Source organism: Odoribacter sp. AF15-53 (assembly GCF_003479425.1).
GTDB lineage: Bacteria > Bacteroidota > Bacteroidia > Bacteroidales > Marinifilaceae > Butyricimonas.
Genome location: NZ_QUHC01000001.1, coordinates 677,921 through 702,442 on the forward strand (window position 1 = coordinate 677,921; position 24,522 = coordinate 702,442).

18 protein-coding genes are annotated in these 24,522 nt (G+C 42.4%); 3 read left to right on the top strand and 15 right to left on the bottom strand.

The window, feature by feature from the left end:
• The first annotated feature begins 461 nt into the window (after positions 1 to 461).
• A complete protein-coding gene (gene uvrA / locus DWW52_RS02750) occupies positions 462 to 3,302 on the top strand; it encodes an excinuclease ABC subunit UvrA (RefSeq protein ID WP_118713924.1) in 2,841 nt (946 codons plus the stop codon).
• Positions 3,303 to 3,346: 44 nt separating this feature from the next.
• Here uvrA and DWW52_RS02755 read toward each other — a convergent pair whose 3' ends face one another.
• Genes DWW52_RS02755 through DWW52_RS02775 form a run of 5 tightly spaced genes read right to left on the bottom strand, consistent with a single transcriptional unit; the run spans position 3,347 to position 9,163 of the window.
• Positions 3,347 to 4,606 (bottom strand): efflux RND transporter periplasmic adaptor subunit, encoded by a 1,260-nt coding sequence (locus tag DWW52_RS02755; RefSeq protein WP_118713925.1) that lies wholly within the window; start codon positions 4,604 to 4,606, stop codon positions 3,347 to 3,349.
• A gap of 15 nt (positions 4,607 to 4,621) precedes the next feature.
• A complete protein-coding gene (locus DWW52_RS02760) occupies positions 4,622 to 6,085 on the bottom strand; it encodes a TolC family protein (RefSeq protein ID WP_118714293.1) in 1,464 nt (487 codons plus the stop codon).
• Between the two features lie 10 nt (positions 6,086 to 6,095).
• The gene (locus DWW52_RS02765; protein WP_118713926.1) at positions 6,096 to 7,259 is read right to left on the bottom strand and encodes an ABC transporter permease; all 1,164 of its coding nucleotides are present in this window, start codon (positions 7,257 to 7,259) and stop codon (positions 6,096 to 6,098) included.
• The gene (locus DWW52_RS02770; protein ID WP_118713927.1) at positions 7,256 to 8,479 is read right to left on the bottom strand and encodes an ABC transporter permease; all 1,224 of its coding nucleotides are present in this window, start codon (positions 8,477 to 8,479) and stop codon (positions 7,256 to 7,258) included. The genes DWW52_RS02765 and DWW52_RS02770 overlap by 4 nt, the downstream gene beginning before the upstream one ends.
• Positions 8,480 to 8,500: 21 nt before the next feature.
• Positions 8,501 to 9,163 carry an ABC transporter ATP-binding protein gene (locus DWW52_RS02775; protein WP_118713928.1) on the bottom strand — a complete coding sequence of 221 codons (663 nt, stop codon included), beginning with the start codon at positions 9,161 to 9,163 and terminating at the stop codon, positions 8,501 to 8,503.
• Between the two features lie 124 nt (positions 9,164 to 9,287).
• Between DWW52_RS02775 and DWW52_RS02780 the strand changes: the two genes are divergently transcribed.
• The gene (locus tag DWW52_RS02780; protein WP_158582459.1) at positions 9,288 to 10,193 is read left to right on the top strand and encodes a sensor histidine kinase KdpD; all 906 of its coding nucleotides are present in this window, start codon (positions 9,288 to 9,290) and stop codon (positions 10,191 to 10,193) included.
• 23 nt (positions 10,194 to 10,216) lie between these two features.
• A complete protein-coding gene (locus DWW52_RS02785; RefSeq protein ID WP_158582460.1) occupies positions 10,217 to 10,900 on the top strand; it encodes a response regulator transcription factor in 684 nt (227 codons plus the stop codon).
• Here the strand turns inward: DWW52_RS02785 and lepB are convergent.
• The 10 genes from lepB to DWW52_RS02835 all read right to left on the bottom strand — a co-directional run bounded on the left by lepB (position 10,897) and on the right by DWW52_RS02835 (position 24,427).
• Positions 10,897 to 11,751 (bottom strand): signal peptidase I, encoded by an 855-nt coding sequence (lepB, locus tag DWW52_RS02790; protein WP_118713931.1) that lies wholly within the window; start codon positions 11,749 to 11,751, stop codon positions 10,897 to 10,899. The two genes, DWW52_RS02785 and lepB, sit on opposite strands and share 4 nt — an antisense overlap.
• On the bottom strand, positions 11,748 to 14,789 hold the full coding sequence (locus tag DWW52_RS02795; protein WP_118713932.1) for an efflux RND transporter permease subunit: 3,042 nt from the start codon (positions 14,787 to 14,789) through the stop codon (positions 11,748 to 11,750). Before DWW52_RS02795 ends, lepB begins: the two co-directional genes overlap by 4 nt.
• Before the next feature lie 152 nt (positions 14,790 to 14,941).
• A complete protein-coding gene (locus DWW52_RS02800) occupies positions 14,942 to 18,097 on the bottom strand; it encodes an efflux RND transporter permease subunit (protein ID WP_118713933.1) in 3,156 nt (1,051 codons plus the stop codon).
• Between the two features lie 140 nt (positions 18,098 to 18,237).
• Complete coding sequence (locus tag DWW52_RS02805) at positions 18,238 to 19,314, bottom strand: efflux RND transporter periplasmic adaptor subunit (RefSeq protein ID WP_118713934.1); 1,077 nt, start codon at positions 19,312 to 19,314, stop codon at positions 18,238 to 18,240.
• A gap of 91 nt (positions 19,315 to 19,405) precedes the next feature.
• On the bottom strand, positions 19,406 to 19,972 hold the full coding sequence (locus DWW52_RS02810) for a hypothetical protein (protein ID WP_118713935.1): 567 nt from the start codon (positions 19,970 to 19,972) through the stop codon (positions 19,406 to 19,408).
• Positions 19,969 to 21,006, bottom strand: coding sequence for a 6-bladed beta-propeller (locus tag DWW52_RS02815; protein WP_158582461.1), 1,038 nt, complete (start codon positions 21,004 to 21,006; stop codon positions 19,969 to 19,971). Before DWW52_RS02815 ends, DWW52_RS02810 begins: the two co-directional genes overlap by 4 nt.
• Before the next feature lie 60 nt (positions 21,007 to 21,066).
• Positions 21,067 to 21,342, bottom strand: a complete 276-nt coding sequence (locus tag DWW52_RS02820) for an NVEALA domain-containing protein (protein WP_118713937.1) — start codon at positions 21,340 to 21,342, stop codon at positions 21,067 to 21,069.
• A 350-nt stretch (positions 21,343 to 21,692) separates the two neighbouring features.
• Positions 21,693 to 22,727 carry a 6-bladed beta-propeller gene (locus DWW52_RS02825; RefSeq protein ID WP_118713938.1) on the bottom strand — a complete coding sequence of 345 codons (1,035 nt, stop codon included), beginning with the start codon at positions 22,725 to 22,727 and terminating at the stop codon, positions 21,693 to 21,695.
• 60 nt (positions 22,728 to 22,787) lie between these two features.
• Positions 22,788 to 23,057 (bottom strand): NVEALA domain-containing protein, encoded by a 270-nt coding sequence (locus tag DWW52_RS02830; RefSeq protein ID WP_118713939.1) that lies wholly within the window; start codon positions 23,055 to 23,057, stop codon positions 22,788 to 22,790.
• 341 nt (positions 23,058 to 23,398) lie between these two features.
• Positions 23,399 to 24,427: a 6-bladed beta-propeller gene (locus DWW52_RS02835; protein WP_118713940.1), complete on the bottom strand. Its 1,029-nt coding sequence runs from the start codon at positions 24,425 to 24,427 to the stop codon at positions 23,399 to 23,401.
• Positions 24,428 to 24,522 lie beyond the last annotated feature (95 nt).

The window sequence follows — 24,522 nt, forward strand, 5'->3', positions numbered from 1 at the left end:
GTATATTAGATGATGAACTTATGATTTATTTTTAGCTGTTATTAGATTGAATCATCTAGCATAAAGAGAGGGGATAGCTTTGACCGAGGTTTAAGCTGATTTTCTGATAGAGTTCTTAAAATTACTGGAATATATCCTACGGGACACCACGCACACACACCACACACACAGACGCACGCACACACACATACATACAACATCTTTTCGTCAGTCCCAGTATATTCCATTTAAGGCGATACAGAGAATCCCTCCTTTTTTTTATTTTAGATCCTATTAATTCTGTGATTTAATGATTTTCGATTAGGTGATTTCCTCACGCAATTCTTACACTCTGTTTTCATTTTAAATCTTAACCTTTACCCGCAAGGAATTTCTTTTCCATTTTCAACATTCCATTTTCAATTGTTCATGTTCGTTTTTTCTGTATCTTTGTAAATTGATTTTTAAGGAATAGGATTTTCATGGAATACAGAGAAGAAGAAGATTGCAATATAGCTATATACGGCGCAAGGGAACATAATCTGAAAAATATAGACTTGACGATTCCTCGTGATAAGTTGACGGTTATTACCGGGTTGAGTGGGAGTGGAAAGTCTTCACTGGCATTTGACACGATATATGCCGAGGGCCAACGTAGGTACCTGGAAACTTTTTCGGCGTATGCCCGCCGTTTTTTGGGAGGAATGGAGCGACCCGATGTGGATAAGATCACGGGGTTGAGTCCTGTCATTTCCATCGAACAGAAGACTACGAATAAAAATCCTCGTTCTACCGTGGGGACGACAACCGAGATATACGACTTTTTACGTTTGCTCTATGCCAGGGCGGGAGTGGCTTATTCCTACGCTTCGGGAAGTAAGATGGTGAAGTACACGGACGAACAGATATTGGAATTGTTGCAGCGGGATTTTGCCGGGAGACGCATTTTGTTGTTGGCTCCTGTCGTGAAGGGCCGTAAGGGACATTACCGGGAGTTATTCGAGAATTTGAGGAAGAACGGTTTTATTTCTGCCCGTGTAGACGGTGAGTTGCGAGAGATCACGATCGGGATGAGCGTGGATCGGTACAAGATGCACGATATCGAGATCGTGGTCGACAAGATTGTTATGGATCAGGTTGATCTGAAACGGTTGAAGAATTCCGTGGCCACGGCGATGAAGCACGGTAAGGGTGTGATGACAGTGAAAGACTACGAGTCGGAAGAGATAAAATATTATAGTCGTCATTTGATGTGTCCGGATACCGGTCTTTCATACAAGGATCCGGCTCCTCATACTTTTTCCTTTAACTCACCTCACGGGGCTTGTAAGAAGTGTAAGGGACTGGGGATTGTCAACGAGGTGGCGATGGAGAAGATTATCCCGGATAATTCTCTCTCGATACACGCGGGGGGAATTTTACCTTTGGGTAAATACAAGGCTTCTCTTATCTTTTACCAGATTGAGACGATATTGAGGAAACACGGTGCGGATATCAAGCAACCGATCCGGGATTTGCCCGAGGAGGCGTTGACGGATATTTTGTACGGTTACCCGGGACAATTCCGTCTGGAGAATGCGGAAATCGGTGTTTCTTCGAATTTCCTGACGACGTACGAGGGAATATTGAAGTATGTCACCATGCAGGAAGAGAATTCGACTTCCAAGAAAGCGAATAAATGGGCAGAACAATTTATTTCCGTGACAACTTGTGACGTGTGTAACGGTCAACGATTGAACCAGGAAGCCCTGCATTTTTATATCAACGGGAAGAATATTTCCGAATTGGCCAACATGGAGTTATCTGATTTGTATGAATGGATAACGAACGTGGAGGAACACCTGGAGGATAAACAAAAACAGATAGCGGGAGAGATTTTGAAAGAGATTCGTACCCGTTTAAAGTTTATGCTGGATGTCGGGTTGGAATATCTCGCGCTAAATCGTCAGTCGTTGACGTTGTCGGGAGGAGAATCCCAGCGTATCCGTTTGGCCACGCAGATCGGTTCGCAGTTGGTAAACGTGTTGTATATTCTGGATGAGCCGAGTATCGGGTTACACCAGAAAGATAACCGTAAATTGATTCATTCTTTGCAGGAATTGCGGGATAACGGTAATTCGGTGATTGTCGTGGAGCATGATAAGGAGATGATGGAAAATGCCGATTATATCGTGGACCTCGGACCCAAGGCCGGGAGAAAAGGAGGGGAGATCATGGCTATTGGTGAATATTCCGATATTTTAAAGAGTGATAGTCTGACAGCCCAATACCTGAAAGGCGAGAAAGTGATTGCTATTCCAGCGGGACGTCGACCGGGAAACGGGAAAAAGATAACGTTAAAAGGGTGTACGGGAAATAATCTTAAAAACGTGAGCGTGGATTTCCCCCTGGGAAAGTTTATTTGCGTGACAGGAGTCAGCGGGAGTGGAAAATCCTCCTTGATAAACGGGACGTTGCATCCGATTTTAAGTGCTCATTACTATAATTCTTTGACAGCGCCGTTACCTTATGCCTCGATTCAGGGAGTTACCGAGATTGACAAGGTTGTCGTGGTAGATCAAAGTCCGCTGGGTAAAAGTCCTCGCTCGAATCCGGCAACTTACACGGGGTTGTTTACCGATATACGCAAGATATTCGAGAAATTACCGGAGTCTCAGATTCGGGGATACACGGCAGGACGTTTCTCGTTTAACGTGAGCGGAGGTCGTTGTGAAGTATGTAAAGGTGCGGGAGTGAAAACGATAGAGATGAATTTCTTGCCGGATGTTTATGTCCATTGTGAAGCCTGCGACGGTAAACGTTACAACAAAGAGACTTTGGAGGTCCGGTACAAGGGAAAATCTATCGGAGACGTACTCAACCTGACGATCAACCAGGCGGTAGAGTTCTTTGAAAACTTACCTTATCTTCAATCCAAATTGAAGATGTTGCAGGACGTCGGTTTGGGATATATCAAGATCGGGCAGCCTTGTACTACGTTGAGCGGTGGAGAATCGCAACGTATCAAGTTGGCTACCGAACTTTCCAAGAAGGACACGGGAAGTACCTTGTACATCCTGGATGAGCCCACGACAGGACTCCATTTCGAGGATATCAATATCTTGTTGGGAGTATTACAGAAGTTGGTGGATAAAGGGAATACGGTTATTGTCATCGAGCATAACCTGGACGTGATTAAAGTTGCCGATTATATCATTGACATGGGACCCGGTGGGGGTAAAATGGGAGGAACGGTCGTTTGTACCGGAACCCCGGAAGAGGTTGCGCTTAACAAGGATTCGGTTACCGCTCCTTTCTTGAAGGAAGAACTGAAAATAGTTTAAAGTTTAAAATTTAGAGTTTAGAATGAATTAGAAAAACGTTCATTCTAAATTCTTTCATTTTCAATTATTTTCAGTGTGTTTTTGTTTTGATAGCGGTTCATGTCTGAAATAATAACTTGTTCGCCTTTTTGAAGTCCTTGAATGACTTCCACGTATTCAAAACTACTTTCGCCGAGGGTAATCTTTCGCCGGGTTGCGATCCCGTTGTCAATAACCCATAGGTCGTATTCTCCGGGACCGATGTAATAGGAACCGCTATTCAGGCGCAGGACATCGTCTTTTAGCCCGTGTATGACGTGTACGTCAACTTTCAGCCCGGGACGAAGTCGAGCGTGATCGGGATCGGTGAGAGAAACGTTAAAACGGATGGTACCGTTTTGCACGGAAGGAGAGACGTTTCCGACGATCCCGCTTAATTTCTCTTTACCGATTTGCACGGTGACTTTATTACCGGATAAAATCTTATCGGCATAATTGTCAGCGATATCGGCTTCGATCTTGAAATGTGAAAGGTCGGAAACGATCGCCAGTTGAGAGCCTTGTGACACGGATGTTCCGATCTGATCGTTCACGTAAGTCAGGGTGGCATCCTTGGGGGAGCGGATTTGAGCTTCTCCCTGTGTTTTCTTCATCAGGTTCAGGTTTTTGGTGGCAATTCTGTAATCCAGTTCCAGTCCATTTATTTCAACTTGGGCGGCTTTCAGTTGATTCTGGTATTTTTGTTTTTGTTGTTTTAATTGTAATTGTTCTACGTTGTAGTTTAGTTCTTCCTGTTTGACCTTATCGGTGGTGCTGGCCCCGATGCTGTCGAGATATCGTTCGTTAGCAAGTAATACGGCCATGCGTTTGAGTTTCATCTCGTTGATTTCGATTTGCATCTTCATCTCGTCAAGTTGACCTTGGGATGCGGTTCTTTGTTGCTCCAATTTGCTGTGCTTTAGAGCGAGTTCTTCTCGTTTGGTCTCGTATTCTGTGTTGAAGGCTTCCAGGTCAAGTTGGATAATAGGTTCGCCTTTTTTTACCTGTTCCCCGGCTTTCTTGTATATTTCCAGTATTTTGGAGGAGAGGGGTGACGTGATGATCTCTTCGGAGAGAGGTACCACTTTTCCGGAGGAGTAAATGGATATCTCCAACGTGCCTTGATCAACGGTTGAGATCATGATATCTTTGGCTCGAACTCCGGGTTTGAACACGTTGACCAATAGAGTGATGATCAAAATGAAGGCAAGCAACGTGAGTCCCGTACGAAGTATGAATTTTATTTTCCGTTGGCGGATAATTTGAGGTGATAACTGTCTGTCCATGATGATTTTTTAAGGTTATATGTATTCATTGATAATGTTTTCTTTGCGTTCGAAATCAAATAAGGTGATTTGTCGCAACGTGTAAAAATATAACCAAGATGAATATAATTGGCTGATATAGTTTCGTTTGGCATTGTCTCGTTCCGTTTGGGCGGAGTTAATATCGAGGACACTGATTTTGCCCATAAGAAAAGTTTCGAACGCCGTTTTGTATCGTTGTTGAGATACCGTGTCAGCCAGACGGGCAATATCTGTCAGGCGGGTTTGTTCTTGGTATTGACGGACGATTGTCATTACATTTTGTTCAAAGTTCATGCTTTCCTGTTTCAATTGATTTTCCACGATTTCTTGCTGGGAACGGGCTAGTTCTACTTTTCCACGCCCTTTTCCCCAGTCAAGAATGGGGATACTAATTCCCAGGCTGACCATTTCCCGGCTACGCAGGTCTTGGTAAGCATGTTTGAATTTAGGACCGTTTCCGGTATACCCGATCGAGGCGTACAAGTCGGCACGGAATCCCCGGTTGGCTTTGGCCATGGCAATTTGTTGACGGGCTTCCAGTTGTCGACACAGAATGTCACGGGAGAAAGGATTATTGACGGATGCCAATTCTAAGACTTGGGCAAGTGTTACGTCCACGACCGGACATTCACGGGGTATTTCCGGGATTACCACTACGCGGTCGTTATATCCCAGGTGATTACGGAATGAAAACATGGTTTGCTCGTATTCCTGTTCCGCCCGGATAACACTGGTCGAGGCATTCAACTTGTTTAATTTTAATTGTAGTAAGTCGTTATCGGAAATCAGACCGATCTTCTTTTTGCCTAGGGCGACTTCGTAAAGTTTATCCGCATTTTGTAAATTTTGTTTGGCTATATGGGTATTTTCTTTAGCCAGCAATAAGTCAAAATAGTGATTCAGGGTGCGGATCGCTATTGCCTCCTGGTTGGCAGCGTACTGTTGCTGGGCTTGTTTATAACGTTCCGGCTCGATGCGCGTGGCCCATTTTAAGGGATTGGAGGTGATCAAGGGTTGGTTAAGCGATATGGATACGGGAATACTCATGTAATCCGTTCGCTTGTTTCCTTCCAGTTCGTCCATGCGTTGTGTCATTGATTCGATAGAGATTTTACCTCCGGTAAACGGGATGTTCTGGTCGATAGACAAGGATAGTTGCTCGGAAATGGAGCTACTAGATATGAATTTATAGGTCCCGTCTTCTTTCAAGTAATTCGAGATAGAACGGTCCAGACTGGGAAGCGTGCCGGATAACGTCATACTGGGCAAAAGGTCTGCCCGGTAATCCCGGTACTGCCAGTAGGCGATACGCATTTGGTTTTTGGCCACCAGAGCATCTAAAGATTGCTCTCGGGCGATCTTTAGAGCTTCTTCCAGCGAGAGATGTTTCTCGATGGTTTGTCCCGATAGGGGAAAGATGCGGGCCAGTATTAAAAGTATAAGTACGATATTTTTCATGGTAATGCGTTTATTCATAATGTAATGTTTCTGCCGGGTTGATACGTGATACAAGAAACGCCGGGTACCATGCACTAAATGCGGAGAATAAGAACATGATAGCTAGCGTGAGTCCCACGGCGATCAGGTTTATAGGAGAAAATTCGTAAGCCAGGCAAAAAACGATAAGACCGGGAAGGAGGGCGACTAGGGTTAATGTGAGACCTTCAAATAACACGAAACGAGCAAGGCCGTAAGGTGTGGAACCAATGGCCAATCGCAGGGCGAATTCTTTTTTTCTCTTTTTGGAATACATCCAGAAAATACCGAATGTTCCGATAAATGAGAAGATCAGTAAAAAAGAGGACGGGACGATTTGTAACGAGAAACTGAGTATAGTATTCACGAGATGGCTCATCTTCCATTGGTCTACTTTTCCGATTAACGGCGTGGCTTGATTATCCGGGAACGTTTTTTTAAATTCGATATACGCTTCCCGAAGAAAGGTTTCGTCTTCTCCGGGTTTTATCCTGAACGTGAATTCTCCACCTGAATTTCCATAGGCTTGTATGGAAAGTATTATAGCTGGAAAGGGAGAATCCAATGGTAGATATTTGATGCCGGAAATAACTCCTACCACGGTAAAGGTAAATCCGTCATATTGAATCCGTTTTCCCAAAGGAGATTGCCAATTCGCTTTGTCTGCCAGTTGTTTGCTTATGACGGTAGGATAGGTTCCGTCTGCAAGCTTTTCATCTTGTAACCATGTTCCTTCTTCCAAATCCGGCTTGAATACTGTATAGCCAGCCGCGTTGGATAATTTTATGAAACTGATGATTTTTTTATCATCAATCGTTAGCGTGTCTTTTTGTTGAAATTGCCCGCTATTTTGATAGGGAAGGATATCGTTGGTGATGGAAATAGATTCGACGCAATCTTTTTCTTTCATTTTTCTTATAAAAGAAGAAAATCCTCTAAAAATTTGATCTTCGTCTGACTGTGAAATTATTTCTCCCAAACGGATTGTGTATGTATTATCTGTTGTAAGTATTCCCGGAGACGTGTATTGTTTCACGTCATTACTAACGTTAATGAAGCAGAACATTAGGATAATGAATATCAAGGCTTGTTCGATAAAGATTCCGACATAGTGATATTTCTGGTTCCAGATCAAGGTAAGAATATGTTTTATCATTTTGAGCCTCCTTTCAATGTATTGGCAATATTTTTCTTGGCGATTAAGTAAGCGGGTAGCCCACCGGATAGCAGGCTGAATAGCATAGCTAACGGGAGGACGCCTAACAGGACAACACTAATATTTAATTCTGGAAATAAGGTGAAACCGCTTACTGGTGTCGCTTCTATGAAAATGTTGTTTATCACGTAGAACACGGGATAGACGAGCAGTAATCCCAAGCAGGTACCCAAAAATACGAGGATAATATATTCTGTGATACTTTGAAAAAAAGCGGAGGATTTGTCTGCACCCAAGGCCCGGCGTATGGCAATCTCTTCCGCCCGGTTGGCCGTGTTGGCTATACTGAGCGTGATGATATTGATTGCCGGAATAATTAATAGTAAAAAGATAACAATCGGAATACCGTAAGTTAGTATACCGTTAAACATTTGATCCATTCTGAGTGAATAATCATTTGGGTACATTGATGTGTCAATATCTACTTCCATGTGTTGGGTTTCAGCGTTACGGCGTAAAGCATCCACCACGTTTTGTGACATTTGTTCCGGGGTGAAGTTTTCGGGAAACAATACGTGCAATTCATATTGGCTTGTCATATTCGGGAAAAATTTATTAAAAGTATAGGGGGCCCACACGGAGTGAGCTCCTCCCATGGCTAGCATCGAGAAATCTTCTACAACACCGATAACTTGGAATGTGTTCCCTTGGAATTCTATTTTCTGGTTGATAGCACTACCATTTTTGAAATAAAGTTTCGCGCAACTTGCTGAAATTACGAGTACCGGTGTGTGATAGTCGTTTTCCGTGAAGGGTCTTCCCTCGATAAAATTGAACTTGTATATTTTCCAGTAATCTGCATTGACGAAGTGTACTACGTTAGAACGCATTTGTTCGTTAACGATAAACGTCATGGGTTGCATCTGTATAAATGAATAGGTTTCATAATTTTTCACGTATTTCATTAGATTGGTGATACCTTCCTTGTCTAACCTGGCAATATATTGTCCCTTTTTATCTTGATCCCAGCAGCTAACGAGTACGATTCGCTTGCTATTAACATTGGGTGGGGTTTTATAAAACATGATACTGGTAATTTGCAGCGCGATCGTGACGAAAATGAACGAGAGTGCCGTACCCCCGATAAAAAAGGATGCGTATGCCGGGTTGTGCCGTATGTTGTAAAGGGCTGATTGTATATATAATTTTAGTTGTTTCATGGTTTACCGTTTCTTTAACTATTAGAGTATGTTCCCGTCAGACATCCGAATGATGCGGTCGGTTTTTCCCGCGACACCTTCATCGTGAGTGACCATTACTATGGTCGTTCCCTCCCGGTTTAGCTTGGTGAGGATATCAATAATTTCGGCTCCCATTTTACTATCCAAGTTTCCGGTAGGCTCGTCTGCCAGCAGGATTGCAGGTTCCCCGATCAGGGCACGGGCGATGGCTACACGCTGGCATTGTCCCCCGGAAAGTTGGGTGGGGAAATGTTTCGTGCGATGAGAAAGACCTACTTTTTCGAGGACGGCCAATGCCTTTTTGCGGCGTTCGGAGGCACTGACCCCGCTACGATACAGCAGGGGGAGTTCCACGTTATCCAGTACGTTTAAAGCTGGAATCAGATGAAAGTTCTGAAAAACGAAGCCAAGTTTCCGGTTGCGTAGTTTTGCCATCACTTTATCCGAGAGGCTGGAAACCTCCACGCCGTCTAGGAATAACTCTCCGCTAGTGGGTGAATCCAGTAATCCGATAATGTTCAGTAGAGTACTTTTACCGCAGCCCGAGGGGCCCATGATGGAGACAAATTCTTTTTCCTCGATATTCAAGTTGATATTTTCCAGTGCTTGGGTCTCTATTTCTTTCGTGCGATAGATTTTGTTCAGGTTGACAAGTGTAATCATGGTTATTGGTTTTTTCTAAATTTATTATTTCTTATCTTCGTCCGGTGAATTATTTCTTACTGACAAAGTTGAGTGATAAATTCTATATTAAAAAGTGGCGTTTGTAGTAAAATTGTAGTAATTTTTGTGTGAATCAATGGGGAAAAAGTATAATTATATAGGAATAATTGCTATCCTGATGGTGTTGGGATTACTACTTGTTCAATCCCTTGCTGTCTATCAGATTTATCAGGCCGAAGGAAATGAATTCTCGTTATGGCAGGTATCGGGTGTGGCGGCATTATTCATCCTTTTGCTGTTGGGTTTAGCCGTGTTGGTCTATACTCTTTATCGACAACGTAAATTATCTTCTTTACAGGAGGGGATGATGCAACAGATCGTCCATGATTTCAAAACTCCGCTGAATAGCGTGAGTACGCTTTTGGAATTAATCCGGGAGGAAGCTCCGGTCAACGAGGGGGTACAACAGAAATACACTTTGGTGGAAAAAGAAATCGAGAATATGCGGAAAGCCAGTACTTCGTTATTGAGTTCTTTGAGTGAGATATGCGAAGCCCGCGTGGAGCGTAAACTGTTTGATTTGAAAGCAGGAATAAATGAATTGATAGAAGAACAACGTTTGGCCAACCGGGGAAAGAAGGAGGTCGATATCCAATTCGATTATCGGATTCCGATACCTGCTATCTATGCTTCTTCCATACATTTGTTTTGCGTGATACGCAATTTATTGGATAATGCGGTCAAGTATTCTGATGGGAAAGCCGAAGTGTTTATCTGTTGTTTTTTGAAAGGGAACGGGATTGGTATTTCCGTGGCGGACAAGGGGAGGGGGATCTCCAAGGAACATCAGAAACATATATTTGAGAAATATTACCGGGCTTCGGGGAAAGAAAGACACAAGAAAGAGAAAGGTTATGGTCTGGGACTTGCCTATGTCCGCCAAATCGTGAAGGCGCATGGTGGTCGGGTGAGCGTGGAGAGCGAGTTGGGAAAAGGAAGTACATTCTCGATCTATTTAAAAGAATGGTAATTTGTAGTAAATTTGTAGTAAAGATGACAGAGAAAATGAAATTATTATATGCTGAGGATGATGATACCTCTGCGATAATTTACACGGAAGTGTTTCGCAAGGCGGGTTTCGAGGTAAGTGTTGCCAGGGATGGCGACGAGGCGTGGGATATGTACCAACAGGGTGGCTGGGATGTTCTTTTATTTGACATGGACCTGCCGGGTAAAGATGGTTACGAGTTGATCCGTTTGATTCGGGAGCGGGGGGATGTTGTGCCTATTTTGATACTGAGTTCTCTGAATCACTATAAAGCGTTGTACGAGGGAGCAGATGATTATTTGGTGAAAGGGATGCACGTGGAGGAGATTCGTGCCCGCTTGGATAAAGCCATTGAACATGCTCGTCAAAAGACCTCTCCGAAGGATTTGGCCCTTTTCCGAATCTCTCGTAAGACCACTTTTGATCACATTACCCGGATTCTTACCATTGGTGATAAGCAGGAAAAATTGAAAGCTACCGAGACCCGAGTATTGCGTTTACTTTGTTTGCGATTGAACGAGTTGTGCCCGAAGGAGGAGTTGTGCGATAATATCTGGGGAGTACATAACCAGACCAAGGAACGGGAGTTGGCCCGTTACGTGTCTACGCTTCGAAAAGCGCTGTCCCCAGATGAATCCATCGTGATCGAGAATGATTTCGGGGATGGGTACAAGATGTTAGTATATTAATGTATCTTTTTGAAGAAGCGTCGCCAGACGTATTCTTTCGTGTGCGGGTCTTTGGAGGTGAGAACGAAGGAGGCTTTGCCCACGATGAAGTCTTCGGGGATGGGACCGATGTAGCGGGAATCGCGGGAGTTGAATACTTGGTTTCCGGCGACGAAGTACCAGTTCTTTTGGAAGGTGTATTCACGGATAAGGGAATCGCCCAGGTATAGTTGGCGTTGTAGCTCGTGTACCGGGACTTGGGTCTCGTAGGCGATCAGGTGACGATACAGGGAGAAGTTCAGCGTGTCGATGGTGATGGTCGTGCCTGCCGAGGGGATATACAGGGGACCGAAATTCTGGATGTTCCAGCGATGCCAGTAGTCGAAGGGGAAGGCGTTGTATATTCCGGGGGCGTAGTCACCGCGATAGTGGTGCAGGCGTTGCTGGTCTTCCAGGTTGCCGTAACCGCTTTGGCCGTTGATATAGTTGATTCCGTCGATGATCGAGAGCGAATCACCCGGTAGGGCGATACAGCGTTTCACGTAAAAGGTTTGCAGATCCATGTCCCAACGGCCGTTGGCATGTGTCGGGAAGTTGAAAACGATTACGTCGTTGCGTTTTAACGAGGTATATCCCGGGGTGCGAACCGTTTCCGGGTGTGCGCCATCGAGAAAGTCGAAATTCTTGTAGAAGCGGGCACCCATGTACATCTTGTTCACCACGATAAAATCACCCGGTTCTATCGTCGGGTACATCGAATCGGAGGGAATACTGTAAAAGTCCACGATGAAGAGCCGCAACAGGGCGGCGATCACGATCGCTAGTAGGATGGCTCCCACGTATTGGAATATGGATTTGATGACTTTTTTCATTGTTTTCTCGATATAAAAATACGTTCTAAATAGTAATAAAACAAGGGAATGATAAACAAACTGACGAAAGTCCCGATCGTCATTCCGGAGATAAGCGTGATCGACATGGGGCGTTGCAGCTGGGTACCGATGTCATTTCCCCACAGCATGGGGACGAGGGCGAAGATGGTTGTCAAGCTGGTCATTAATATCGGTTTTAACCGACGCACGCCACCTTCGTGAATTGCTTCTTCCAACGGGAGGCCCGATCGTTGCAAGCGGATAATGGTGTCGATCTTCAGGATCGAATCGTTGATGACGATACCGCTCATCACCACGATCCCGATCATGGACATCAGGTTGAGCGAGATACCGGAAATCCATAGGATAAGGACCGTGAACGCCACGTCCAACGGTATCTCGATCAGGAGGATCAGGGGCAGGGTAAGCGATTCGAACTGGGCGGCAAGAATGAAATACAACATGAGAATGGCGACGATCACCACCATGACCATTTCCCACAGTGTTTCCTTGCCGGAGAAATATTGGCCGTCAAATATCGTGTTCAGGTTCCGGCTTCCCGCCTCCTGCTTGATTGTTTGGATGATTTGTGCGGTGGAATCTCCCACGTTGTAAATGTTGATCGGTATCACGACTCCTTCCTTGCGCCCGATGATACTTTTGTAGTCCAGTTCCTTTTCAATCCGGGTAAGGGCCGAGACCGGGATATCCAGTTGATCATTATTGCTTACGAAAGAAGAGCGGATGATGTCGAGAATCGTTTTTTCTTCCCCCGTGATGACGATGGGGACGTATCGGCTTCCCGTGTTCAGTTTTCCGATATTCATTTTACTGATATTCTTTTCCAGTATGTTGATCAGCGAGCTTTGATTCACTTTATAAAGGGCCAGCCTGTCGGGTAAAATCTCTACCACGATACGTTCGGAGGTGGAAGGTTTGTCCAGTTGAAGCCCCGGCATGAGCGAGTCCAAATGTTCTATAAACAGGTTCACGCTATCGAGTTCCACGCTTCCCCGGCGTGATTCTCCGCTAAGATATACGATCAGGGGGACATCATCGTCTTTGAACAACTGTTCGAAAAGGTTATCAACCTTGGCGATGTCGACTTTGGCTACCGGGTAATCCGATTTTATGTATTCCCGGATTGAAGTTATGGTGTGTTCCAAGTCCCGGAAATCGCGGGTACGGATGTAAAACTCCGCTTCGTTGATGTTTTGGTTCTTTTCCCGGTTAAGGAAGAACATCTTTTCGCCCGTGTGGCAACTGATTTCTTCGCACTTGTTCCCGAAACGGGCGATAATATCTTTTACTCGTTTTTCGTTTTCATCCATGTGAATACTGGCGTTCCAGTCAATTCGTAAAATCATTTCATTTGTTTCAATAGCGGGCATACGTTCCAGATGGAGGCGGGTAGCGATAATCGTTCCCAGAACGAGGGTGATAAGACAACTGGCAACAGCCGTACGTCTGTGTCGGAAAATGAAATTGAATATATTCGTGTAATATGTATCGAGGTGTTTGAAACTGATACGTTGTATAAATCGGGTAACACGTCCTTCTTTAGCACGCATGAACAACAGGTGGAATACCACGGGAACAATCGTGATCGAAACTGCCAGGGAGACAAACAGGCCGATCGACACGGCCATGGCTTGATCGTAGAACAAGGCTCCGGCAATACCGCTCATGAATATCAACGGGACAAAGATGGCGCAGGTCGTCAGGACCGAGGAGAGTAGGGGGGTGATGATTTCGTTGGTTCCGTCCAGGCAGGATTGGAATAATGATTTTCCTCTCATCCGGTGTTGATTGATGTTGTCGATCGTGATGATCGAGTTGTCCACCATCATACCCACTCCCAGGATTAATCCCGATAGCGATATGGTGTTGATCGAGATTCCTATTAGCTGGAAAAACAGCATGCTGATCACGACCGAAACGGGGATACTGATCGCTATGATCAAAGGAGAGCGGGCATCCCGTAGGAAGAACAACATGGACACGATTGCCAGCAGTATACCTTGCCACAAACTTTGGGCGAGATTGTCGATAGAGTAATTCAGCAATAGGGCTTGATCCCGGGATACGGAGAACTCCACGTCGGAATATTCTTCCCGGAATTGATCGAGCAATTTTGTCACTTTTTCTTTCATGTCCGACATGCGAGCGTTCGATTGCTTGATAACGGCCAGGCAGAGCGATTGTTTGTCCCCGTTGAAGAATATGCCTCGCTTTTCCCGGGGACGGATTCCAACCTGGGCAACATCTTTGATTTGTAGGAGTCTTCCGTTGATATTCAAGTACACTTCTTGCAGTTCTTCCGACGACATGATCTGGGAAGCGAAACTGATGCTGTACTGGTAATAGCCGTCTTTCACGGAAAGGCTTCCGGATACTTGGTTACTGTTGTCAATGGCGGATTTTAAATCATTTTGCGTGATTTTCAAGCTTCGTAGTTTCGCCTCATCGGGAAAAATATAGAGTTCCGGGGAGTACATCCCGCTGATATCGACCATGGCGACATCCGGCAGTTGTTCCAGTCTCTTTTTCAGAACGGCATCGGTAAATTCGCAGAACTCCAGGAATTCCTCTTCCGAATCGTTTTCTTTCAGGTTTATATTGATGTAAAACACGGGTAGATCGGACGTGGAAGCCTTGATGATCGTCGGGCGTTGCACCTCTTTCGGGAAACTGTTCACGCTGGCATCTACTTTTTGGTTGACTTCGATAAAAGCGTAATCCAGTGAAGTCCCGTACTCGAATTTCATGGTGATCAGCCCGTTACCTTCTTTTGATTCCGACTGAATTTCCGTCAGTTTGGGAATCTGTTGCAACTGTCCTCGTAATCCGGCAGTAAGGGTGTTCTCCACTTCGTTGATTGAAGCGTTGTCCCAGGTGTAGTGTACCGTGATTTCCGGGATATCAATCTCCGGCATGAGCGATACGGGTAACCGGAATGAAGCCACGATTCCCAGCACGATAAAAGCTATCGTACTCATAATGACTGCTACCGGACGTTGTAATAGAAATCGAACCATGCTTTAATTTTAGATTTAGTGATTTTAGATTTTAGATTCCAGCCGCACAAGGCCGATTTATTCTGTGATTGGGTGATTGTCGATTCCGTAATTCGGCAGCTCAAGCAGCCGTAGACAAAGTGCCCCGCAGGGGTCTACAGACTTTATGAACCTTATGGACTCTTTTCAATTGAAAATGTCATCGGTAAATATACGATCAGCACCGGGAGAGAGAACGTCAGTCCGCTCATCGTGCCGATTGCCAGACTTTTCCAGAACGGGTTGATGTCTCCGATCAGGAAGGGTATGAATCCCAGCAGGGTGGAGGCTATCGTTAGGAAAATCGGTATGATTTTGGTATTGTATGCTTTTAAATAAGTTTGTATCCCTCGTGGCGCACCTTGCCGAATCTTGATATTGTAATCATTTAGGATATAAAGTACGGCGTTCACGGACAAGCCGCTCAACAGGATAAAGGCAGCCAGACAACCTTCATCGAAACCGACCCCGAAGAAGTATCCCCCGAGGAAGCATCCGATAAACGAGATCGGCGTGATACAGATCACCATGACGGCCTGCCGCAAGGACTCCAGCAGGATAGCACAAATAAAGTAAATAATCGCGATCACCAGCAGGATATAAAGCAGGCGGGCGTCGATTCCCCCGATATCCCGTTGCCAGTAGTTTCTCCACTCGTTTCCTTCTTTCACCCGGAACCCGACGGGCATAATCTGGTTCATGGCTTTCATTTCCCTTTCTTTTACTTTTTCCGATAACCGGTAAGCTCCGATAAAATCGTATTGTACCTCGACCTCGTATTCCTGGTTTCTTTTGGTGATGTTTTCAAAATTCTTTTCCTCCGTGATGCTTCCCACGTCTTTCAGGCGGAACACGGATTTATCGCCTCGCAACGGTTGGTTTCTCACGTCCCACACGCTGGCTTCAACCTTTTTGTACGGGCGAATGTCGATAGAGGTGTATTCGTTGTCGATATAAGCCTGAGTGGACGACGTACCGGAATAGGTGAGCATGTGTAGGTTTCCCAGTAGTTTAGAGATATCCGAGTTGTTCCGGGCAAGTTTGCTTTTATCTACTTCCACGGTGAAAGCTTTGGCTTTTTGGGATCGGTCGCTACCGATATAAAGTTTTTTCACCCGGATATTTTTTTCCAACCGGCTCTTTAACAGGTCAGCGTATTGCAGCACTTTACGATAATTGTAGCCGATCACTTTGATACTCTCGGTACGGGATTCTTCGTTTGTCCGGTTCGAGAATCCCCGTCCCACGCCGTTTACTTCCGAATCCCCGTTCCCGATCGTGTTGGCAAAGCGGATCAGTTCGTTTTTCAACTGTTCGGGTGAACCGTCTTTCTCGTGGTCTTCCTTGAACGTGATCACCATTTCTCCCCGGTTGGCCGAGGAGACTTCCGAGGTGAACGTGGCGATGGTTTCGAATCCGGAGAGGAAATTCTCCAGTTTTTCGAAAGCTTCGTTCATCTGTTTTATCGTGGCCCCGTGCGGCATATTCATGTTCAGGGTGAGCCGGGTTTTCTGGCTTGCCGCGGCTTTCCCGTTATGCATCCACGAGTCGCCGCCTCCTTCCATGAACAAACGTAGGGAGCCACCCAGTGCTTTATCGACGTAAGGTTTGATCGTGAGGTAGGTTTCGCTGCCGAAAATGGCGTTGTACGCGGAGCTGTACCATTTGTCCCGGTCAACACTTGCCGGGAGCAGGAAAACCGGGAGTCCGAACCCGAGAATGGCTAGGATAACGGCTATTTTCCGGTATTTCCGGGCGAAACGGGTGAAGCGTGCATACCTTCTGTTGAACCGGACGATCCGTTTCTGACGGCGTATTTTACGTTTTGTATTCAAGGGTTTCAGCGGTATTTTTTCCATGAGTGCCGGGACGAAGAAGAGGGCCACGGCAAGAGAAACACCGAGGTTAATGATAATCACGGCCGAGAAGTCCCACATGTTCCGCATGACATCGTTATCCATGTTGAAAATCACGGTCAATGCTCCCACGGTGGTCAGCGTGGCGGCAAGCACGGCTAGAAACGCTTTGCGGTCATGGAAATGGCGGTAATGGTCGGTCATCACGATCACGCTGTCAATGATAATGCCGAACGATACGGTGATTCCAGCCAACGTGTAAAGATGGAGTTCTATTTTGAAGAAATAGTAAAATACGAGAGCGATCGAAAGATTGGCCATCAGGCAGATGGTGATAATTGTCAGGTAACGGAAATCCCGGCTTACGAGATAGACAAATAAGAGTAAAATTAAGATGGTGACACCCGTGCGGTTGAGAATTTGTGATAATTCGTCCTTGATTTCCGAGCTGTTGTCCCGGATTAATTCGATGGTATAGTTATCCGGGAAACTCTCTGCCAGTTGCTTCATTTCTGTTTTCACCCGTCCGGCGAGTTCAATCATGTTGGCGTTTTTCTCGGCATAGACATTCAGGTTGATCCGGTTGAGTCCGTTAATCCGGTAGTAGGCTCCGGGATCGCTTTCCCGGTAATCCAGCGTCACGATATTCCGCAGGTAAATGATTTTTCCGTTAATCACTTTGATCGGGAGGTTCATGATGTCTGTTTTGTCATCATCGGCATTTCCCTTGAATACGATGTACGAGTATTTCTTTTCCGGCGTGGTTTCCGTGAGAATTTTTCCACCGTCTTGCCGGAAATAATAACTGGAAATGGCATTAGAAATATCACTCGCGTTGAGACCGATATCGGCGAATAACTCCCGGTCGTATTGCATCACCCATTCAAACGGGACGATCCCTGTCACGTTCATGCTTTCCACTCCCGGCATGGTCGAGATAATGGGGACAATACGATCTTCAGCGAATGTTCCGACCTCTTTTGAGTTTCCCGGTCCGGTCAGCACGTAGGTCATCAATAACTGATGCTCGGATTCCTGTATCCGTCCGTCATGAATTTCACCCCCGCTGATCCCCGAAACACGGACACCTTCCGGTAGCCCCGGAGTCACGGAGCGGATGATCGAGGAAAGGTATAACTTCACGGCATCCATGTTTTCTTCCGGGTCGATCGTCAATTCAATTCCCCCGTACCCGTTTCCCGTGGAGGAATGAATTTCGTTTAACCCGCGTACCCGTGCGAAAGCACCTTCCAGTTTGGTCGTTACCTCTGTTTCTAACAATTCGGGATTGGCATTTGCCCACGAGAACGACACGTTCAGCTTGTTCGATCTGGACGACGGTTCCAGTTGCAACGACAACCTCGGGATCAAGCTGATCCCCAGTATCATCATTACGATGAAAATCGTGTTTATCGAAAAAGCTGAAAAACGCATGCTAAATTAGTTTATAAAGTCTATAAGGTTTATAAAGTCAAAAGTTCGTAGACCCCTGCGGGGCGCTTTGTCTACGACAGCTATGCTGTCTATGGATATTGTCCGGAGGACACTTGTGACTTTATGGACTCTTTTCATTTTCAATTTTCAATTGTTACGGGGTTCATGTGTGATAACCCCAAATTATTCTCGTAGATCACCGTGTCACCGGGGATAATACCTTCTTCCACGCTGACTTCCGAGCTGTTTTCGTATCCCGTGGTGACGTATCGCCAGATGGCTTTTCCTTTTTGGTAGACGAACACGACTTTTTTCCCTTGTCGGGGGAGGACGGCCGATTTCGGTATGATGATTTTATGATCTATTTGTCGTTTGATCAGGATGCTCACGTTCATCCCGTCTACCAGTAATCCCTGTTGGTTATCGGTTACCGCTTTCACTTTTACCATCCCGTTCTCGTCAATCCGGGGATTCACCTCCGTGATCTTCCCGGTCAGCGTGTTTTCATGGCTGGCGTAGGGGGTGATCTCGACCCTCATACCGGGAGTCAGGTTTGTGATTTCCGTTTCCAGTACGTTGAACACGACTTCCATTTTAGAATAGTCAATCAGCGTGCACAAAGATTTGTATGCGGAAGTTTGGTTATATGGTTTTGCTTCGAGGTCTGCGATGATCCCATTGAAGGGAGCTTTTGTTTTCACGAGGGCATAGTCTTTTTGAGCTTTCGCGTAGGCTTGTATGCTGGACGTGTACCCCGATTGCAGGTATATGGCTTCTTTTCGTACTGGCGTTAATTTCACCGTGTCGCTCAAGTCTTTCAATCCCTCGTTTATAACAGCCAATTTCAAATCAAGAACCGCTTTTTTCAACGCCAGGTGAGCATCTTCCAATGTTTGTTTGGCCTTCACGTCATCGACAATGGCGATTACGTCGCCTTGTCTCACCCGATCCCCGTTTTTCACGTTTACTTGTCTCACGACATCCGGTACTTCAAAGTTAAGCGTTGCCTTCCGGTTAGCCTCCGCCTTCCCGTTACTAACCAACTCCAGATTGAACCGATCTTCCCGTGCAACCTGCACTTTCACGATCGTTTTTTCCTCTTGTTGTTCGATCTTGGCGTAGTTTTCCTCTTCGCTTTCTTCTTTTTGTTTCCCTTTCCCGTTGCATGCCAGCAATAGGAATAGGAGGGCTAGGGGTGGTATAAATCTGTAACACATATAACAAACATTTTCGATCCTTGATTATTTTCCAAAGTTGGGTAATTCTTTTTTAAGAAACGAGGGGAAATATGATAAAATTATGAGAATTTTAAGTTTCATCGTTTGAAATTTTAGTTTTTGTCAATTTTTTGATTTCTTCTTTATATAAATTCCACATGCTTTCATTTCCTAATGGGTTTCCGATTAGTACAACATGGTTATTACTATCTAATAGGAAAGTTTGCAAACGGTAATCTTTTGGGAAGTGGTTTAATTTTTCAATTATATTTTTTTCATCAAAGAAGATAGGGTAATTGAATGCTTCTCCTCGAAGCCTATTCGAGAATTGATTGGTATGTTGGGCATGTACAAAAAATATAAAACTTAAATCCGGGTTATCGTGCAAGGAATCTATTCTTAATTTCCAATCGTATAAATTTAATTTACAAGCAGTACACCCCACGGAATCCGTGTAAACGAGTATTTTTACTTTTTTGTCTAGTATACTATCACATGTTACTTTTTTATCAAAAATATATGTATCTGAATCACGTGGTAAGGTTATCTGTTTACCGGTCCATTCGACAATCGTTTTTTGTGCATATTTCTTATACTTTTTTTGATTCCAATTACATGAAAATAATATGCAACAAATAATAATATAGTAACTTTTCATTGTTTTGTGTATAGTAGTTCTAGCCTGATATTACAATCAGATTCTTCCATAGGAAGTTCAAATGCAAGAATGTTTTCATTTAAGAATAAAGGGAACGATTCTATTTTAGTCTTACTTATATCGTTTACTATTTTGGGTGCTATTTTCAAAGTTCGTGTTATTTTATTAAATAGCATCCAGTAATAACCTTTTTGGGAAACATAGCATACAAGTAAATGTTTGGGCATATTGTAAAAACAGCTTGCAATATAATATTCATTGATAGTAAACGTTGGGGTATTTTTTAAAGATTGAGGCATTTGGTCTAATAAATTGAATTCATAAATACAAATGGCTGTATCTTGATTAATTTGTAAAAATTGATCAGTCAATCGATCGTAAAATGTAATTTCTTGATTGTTTATAGAATTTCTATAATTAGACGAGAAAAAGGGTTCTGTTTTATTTTTAGGTTTGGCATGATATAAATGTTTTACAAATTGGGCGTTAGAATCAACAATCCAAATTCCATTTTTTTCTTTATTGGAAGAAAAACTTGGACGCATGAAAATAAATTGTTGGTTACCTGTGAAAGCAAAATCCCTAATAATATCCTGTTCGATGGGAATCTCTTTAATAAAATCACCCGTATAAGAAAATATTACAATTTTTTCACTAGTGGAGTCGTAAATACCAATTTGGTGATCAGCAAGATTAATACTTGTATTGGTTATTCTAATGTACTCCCCTGGACCTCGGCCGTAATTATTTATTCTATTTCTGAATCTATGCTGTTCGTCAAAAATAAAAATACCATTTCCCCCACCATCCTGAATTATAATAAAATTGGAATCTACATATACATGTTCAATTTCAGAAATTAAACAAGAATCACGCATGTCAAGTGTAAGAAATTTTGTAGAATCAATGAAATCAGACAAATATATCTCATTTTGATGTTTTGATAAATCAACGAGTATTTTTGTGGTATCATTTTTTGTACATGCTATAAAAAGTAGACTCAAAAAATAATAATAGATGATATTATTTTTCATATTTATGCTTTTAATATTTAACGAAAGGTTGATCATTCAACCTTTCGTTCGTCTTATTGTTTAATTGCAATTCAATTGTAGTTTTGGATTACAATTCGCTGCAGCTTCAGCTTCGCAGCATATTTTTTTTATACTTACTCCATCGTCATTATAGTGACGTATTAATGTGTGATTATACATTGTATTAGGATTTATGTCGACTTCACCACGAGCCATGGCTTCGATGTTCTTCATCGAGAGGGTAGGTTCTTCATTGGATATATTAAAATTTATTCCGATGCTTGCTATTATAGCAATACTTAAAAATACAGCTACTGCAATAATTTTTTTCTTCATACTCTTAATTATTTATTTTCTTCTATTGTATTTACGCACACATTAGTTCAATATTTCATGAACAATTACAAGATGACGTACATCTTTTTCTACTAATTCTTTTTACTTTTGCTAAACCTCCTTTCTTTAATTAGGAGAGGGCAGGCGATTGTCGGGATTGCTTTGCGATGGACTTTCCCGGCATCGCCCTTACTCTCGGATTTATAATTTTGTTTCTACATCCTTCGCATAGGAAACAACGCTTCAAATATATACTAAAAATTCGGGAAAAAACAAAGCAATTATGCTAGAATTATGGCAATTTTTAGGGGGACGATATTTTTTATATAACTATCTAAAATAAAGGCTCCTTATTGTTTTGCGTGTAATAATAATAATCTTATATCGTAGTTATTTTCATCGTCTTGGAGTTCAAAGGCCAACGTGTTTTCATCCAAGAAACAGGGAAAGCTTTCAATTTTGATGTTATTCATGTCGTTTATGAGTTTAGGTGCAACTTTTATAGAATGATCTTTTTTGTTGAATAACACCCAGTAGTAATCATTTGCAGATGCATAACCTGAAAGTATGTATCGAGACATGTTAAAAAAGCAAGTTAGGATAAAATGTTTATCCGATACATATTCTGGATCTTTTTTTAAAGATTCTGGAATTCTCTGACGTAAGTCAAATTCGTATAAACATGTTGCGGAATCTTGGTTTACTTGTAGAAATTGGTCTGCCCAACGATCATAAAATATAATTCCTTGACGATGGTTCGGTAAAAGCTTGTAATAGTTGTCAAAAAACATTCTTACTTTATGTTTCGGATCGATATGGTATAAATGTTTTACAAAAATACCATTAGAGTCTGTTAGCCATAAACCGTCTCTTTCTGTTGCAGGATAGTAAAATGGATATATAAAAATGAATCCTTTATTGCTTGTAAAAGCGAAATCATAGATATAGTCATTTACTAGAATCTCTTTAATAAAAACGCCTTCATAAGAATAGATAAGAATTTTTCGGCTAAAATCATCATATATGCCAATTTGCTTATCTGTTGGGTTTATGCATGCCGTAGATAAGCGAATAAATTCACCGGGGCCTCGTCCATAGTAATTAATTCTGTTTTTATATCGATTATTTTCGTCAAAAATGAAAATGCCATTACCTCTTCTATCTTTTACAAAAATGAGATTTGAATCTTTATATATTTGATCCACTTCAGAAATTAAACAGGAATCACGCATATCAAGGGTTAAAAAACTTAAGGAATCGGTGAATTCCGAGAAATAGATTTCTGAAACATATTTGGACAAATCGATTGAAATTTTATGTGATTCCTTCTCTTGACAATTGGATAATAATAAAAGGAGTAATGATAATAATAAAATGTTTTTCATATTTTAATACTTTATCAAAGTGATAGAGTCATTTATTTTTAAATGACTCTATTATGAAATTTAATTGCAGTTAACTTGTAATTTTGGATTACAACTTTCTGCGGGGGTGGCTACGCAACATGCTTTTGCGTTACCTCTGCTATCTTTGCCTTGTGTGAGTTTGTGATTATACATTGTGTTTGGATTTATATCAACCTCTCCACGTGCCATTGCTTCAATGTTTTTCATTGAAAGCGTTGTTGTTTCTTGGGATATGTTAAAATTAATCCCAATACTTGCCATGATAGCAATACTAAAAATTGTAAAAATGAGAACTATTCCTTTTTTCATAGCTTTGATAAATTAAAATTTGTTTTACTCTGCTTGTGTTCATTTCAATGAACGATTTTGAAGATGACGTACATCTTTTTCTACTAATTCTTTTTACTTTTGCTAAACCTCCTTTCTTTAATTAGGAGAGGGCAGGCGATTGTCGGGATTGCTTTGCGATGGACTTTCCCGGCATCGCCCTTACTCTCGGATTTATAATTTTGTTTCTACATCCTTCGCATAGGAAACAACGCTTCAAATATATACTAAAAATTCGGGAAAAAACAAAGCAATTATGCTAGAATTATGGCAATTTTTAGGGGGACGATATTTTTTATATAACTATCTAAAATAAAGGCTCCTTATTGTTTTGCGTGTAATAATAATAATCTTATATCGTAGTTATTTTCATCGTCTTGGAGTTCAAAGGCCAACGTATTTTCATCCAAGAAACAGGGAAATGTCTCTACTTTGATGTCATCTATGTCGTTGATAAGTTTGGATGCAACTTTTATGGAATGATCTTTTTTATTGAAAAGGACCCAGTAACGATTATTTATAGATGCATAACATGCAAGAAAATAATTGGGCATGTTGAAAAAACAGGTTGAAAGAAAATGTTCTTCCAGTCTGAAATCAGGGTCTTTTTTTAAGCTTTCAGGAATCTTTTCACGTAAATCAAATTCGTATATACATTTAGAGGAGTCTTGATTTACTTGTAAAAGTCGGTCGGCCCAACGATCGTAATATAAGATTCCTTGATTATGATCTAATTGTGGCGTATAGGAAAAATAAAAAAACATACTTGCTTTATGTTCGGGATTTAGGTGATACAAGTGTTTTACGAATATACCGTTAGAATCGGTTAGCCACAACCCACTTCTTTCTTTCGAAGTCATATATGATGGGTATATAAAGATAAATCCTTTGTTACTGGTGAAAGTAAAATCAAGAACATAGTCGTTTACAAAAACTTCTTTAATGAATTTTCCTTCATAAGAATAGATAAGAATTTTTCGGCTAAAACTGTCATATATACCGATTTGCTTATCTGTTGGGTTTATGCATGCAGTTGATAAGCGAATAAATTCACCGGGGCCTCGTCCATAATAATTAATTCTGTTTTTATAGCGATTATTTTCATCAAAAATGAAAATGCCATTACGTCTTCTATCTTTTACAAAAATGAGATTTGAATCTTTATATATTTGATCCACTTCGGAAATTAAACAGGAATCACGCATATCAAGAGTTAAGTAACTTATGGAATCGGCAAATTCCGAGAAGTAGATTTCTGGAACATGTTTTGATAAATCGATAGGGATTTTATTGCTATTCTCTTTACAAGAGAGTAGCAATAAAAGAAGTGATAATAATAAAATGTTTTTCATGTTTTAATCCTTTATCAATATTATCCATGTTATTGATGAGTTTAAATGCAGCTTTATAGATTGATATTTTTCATATATCATGAATTAAGCGTTTT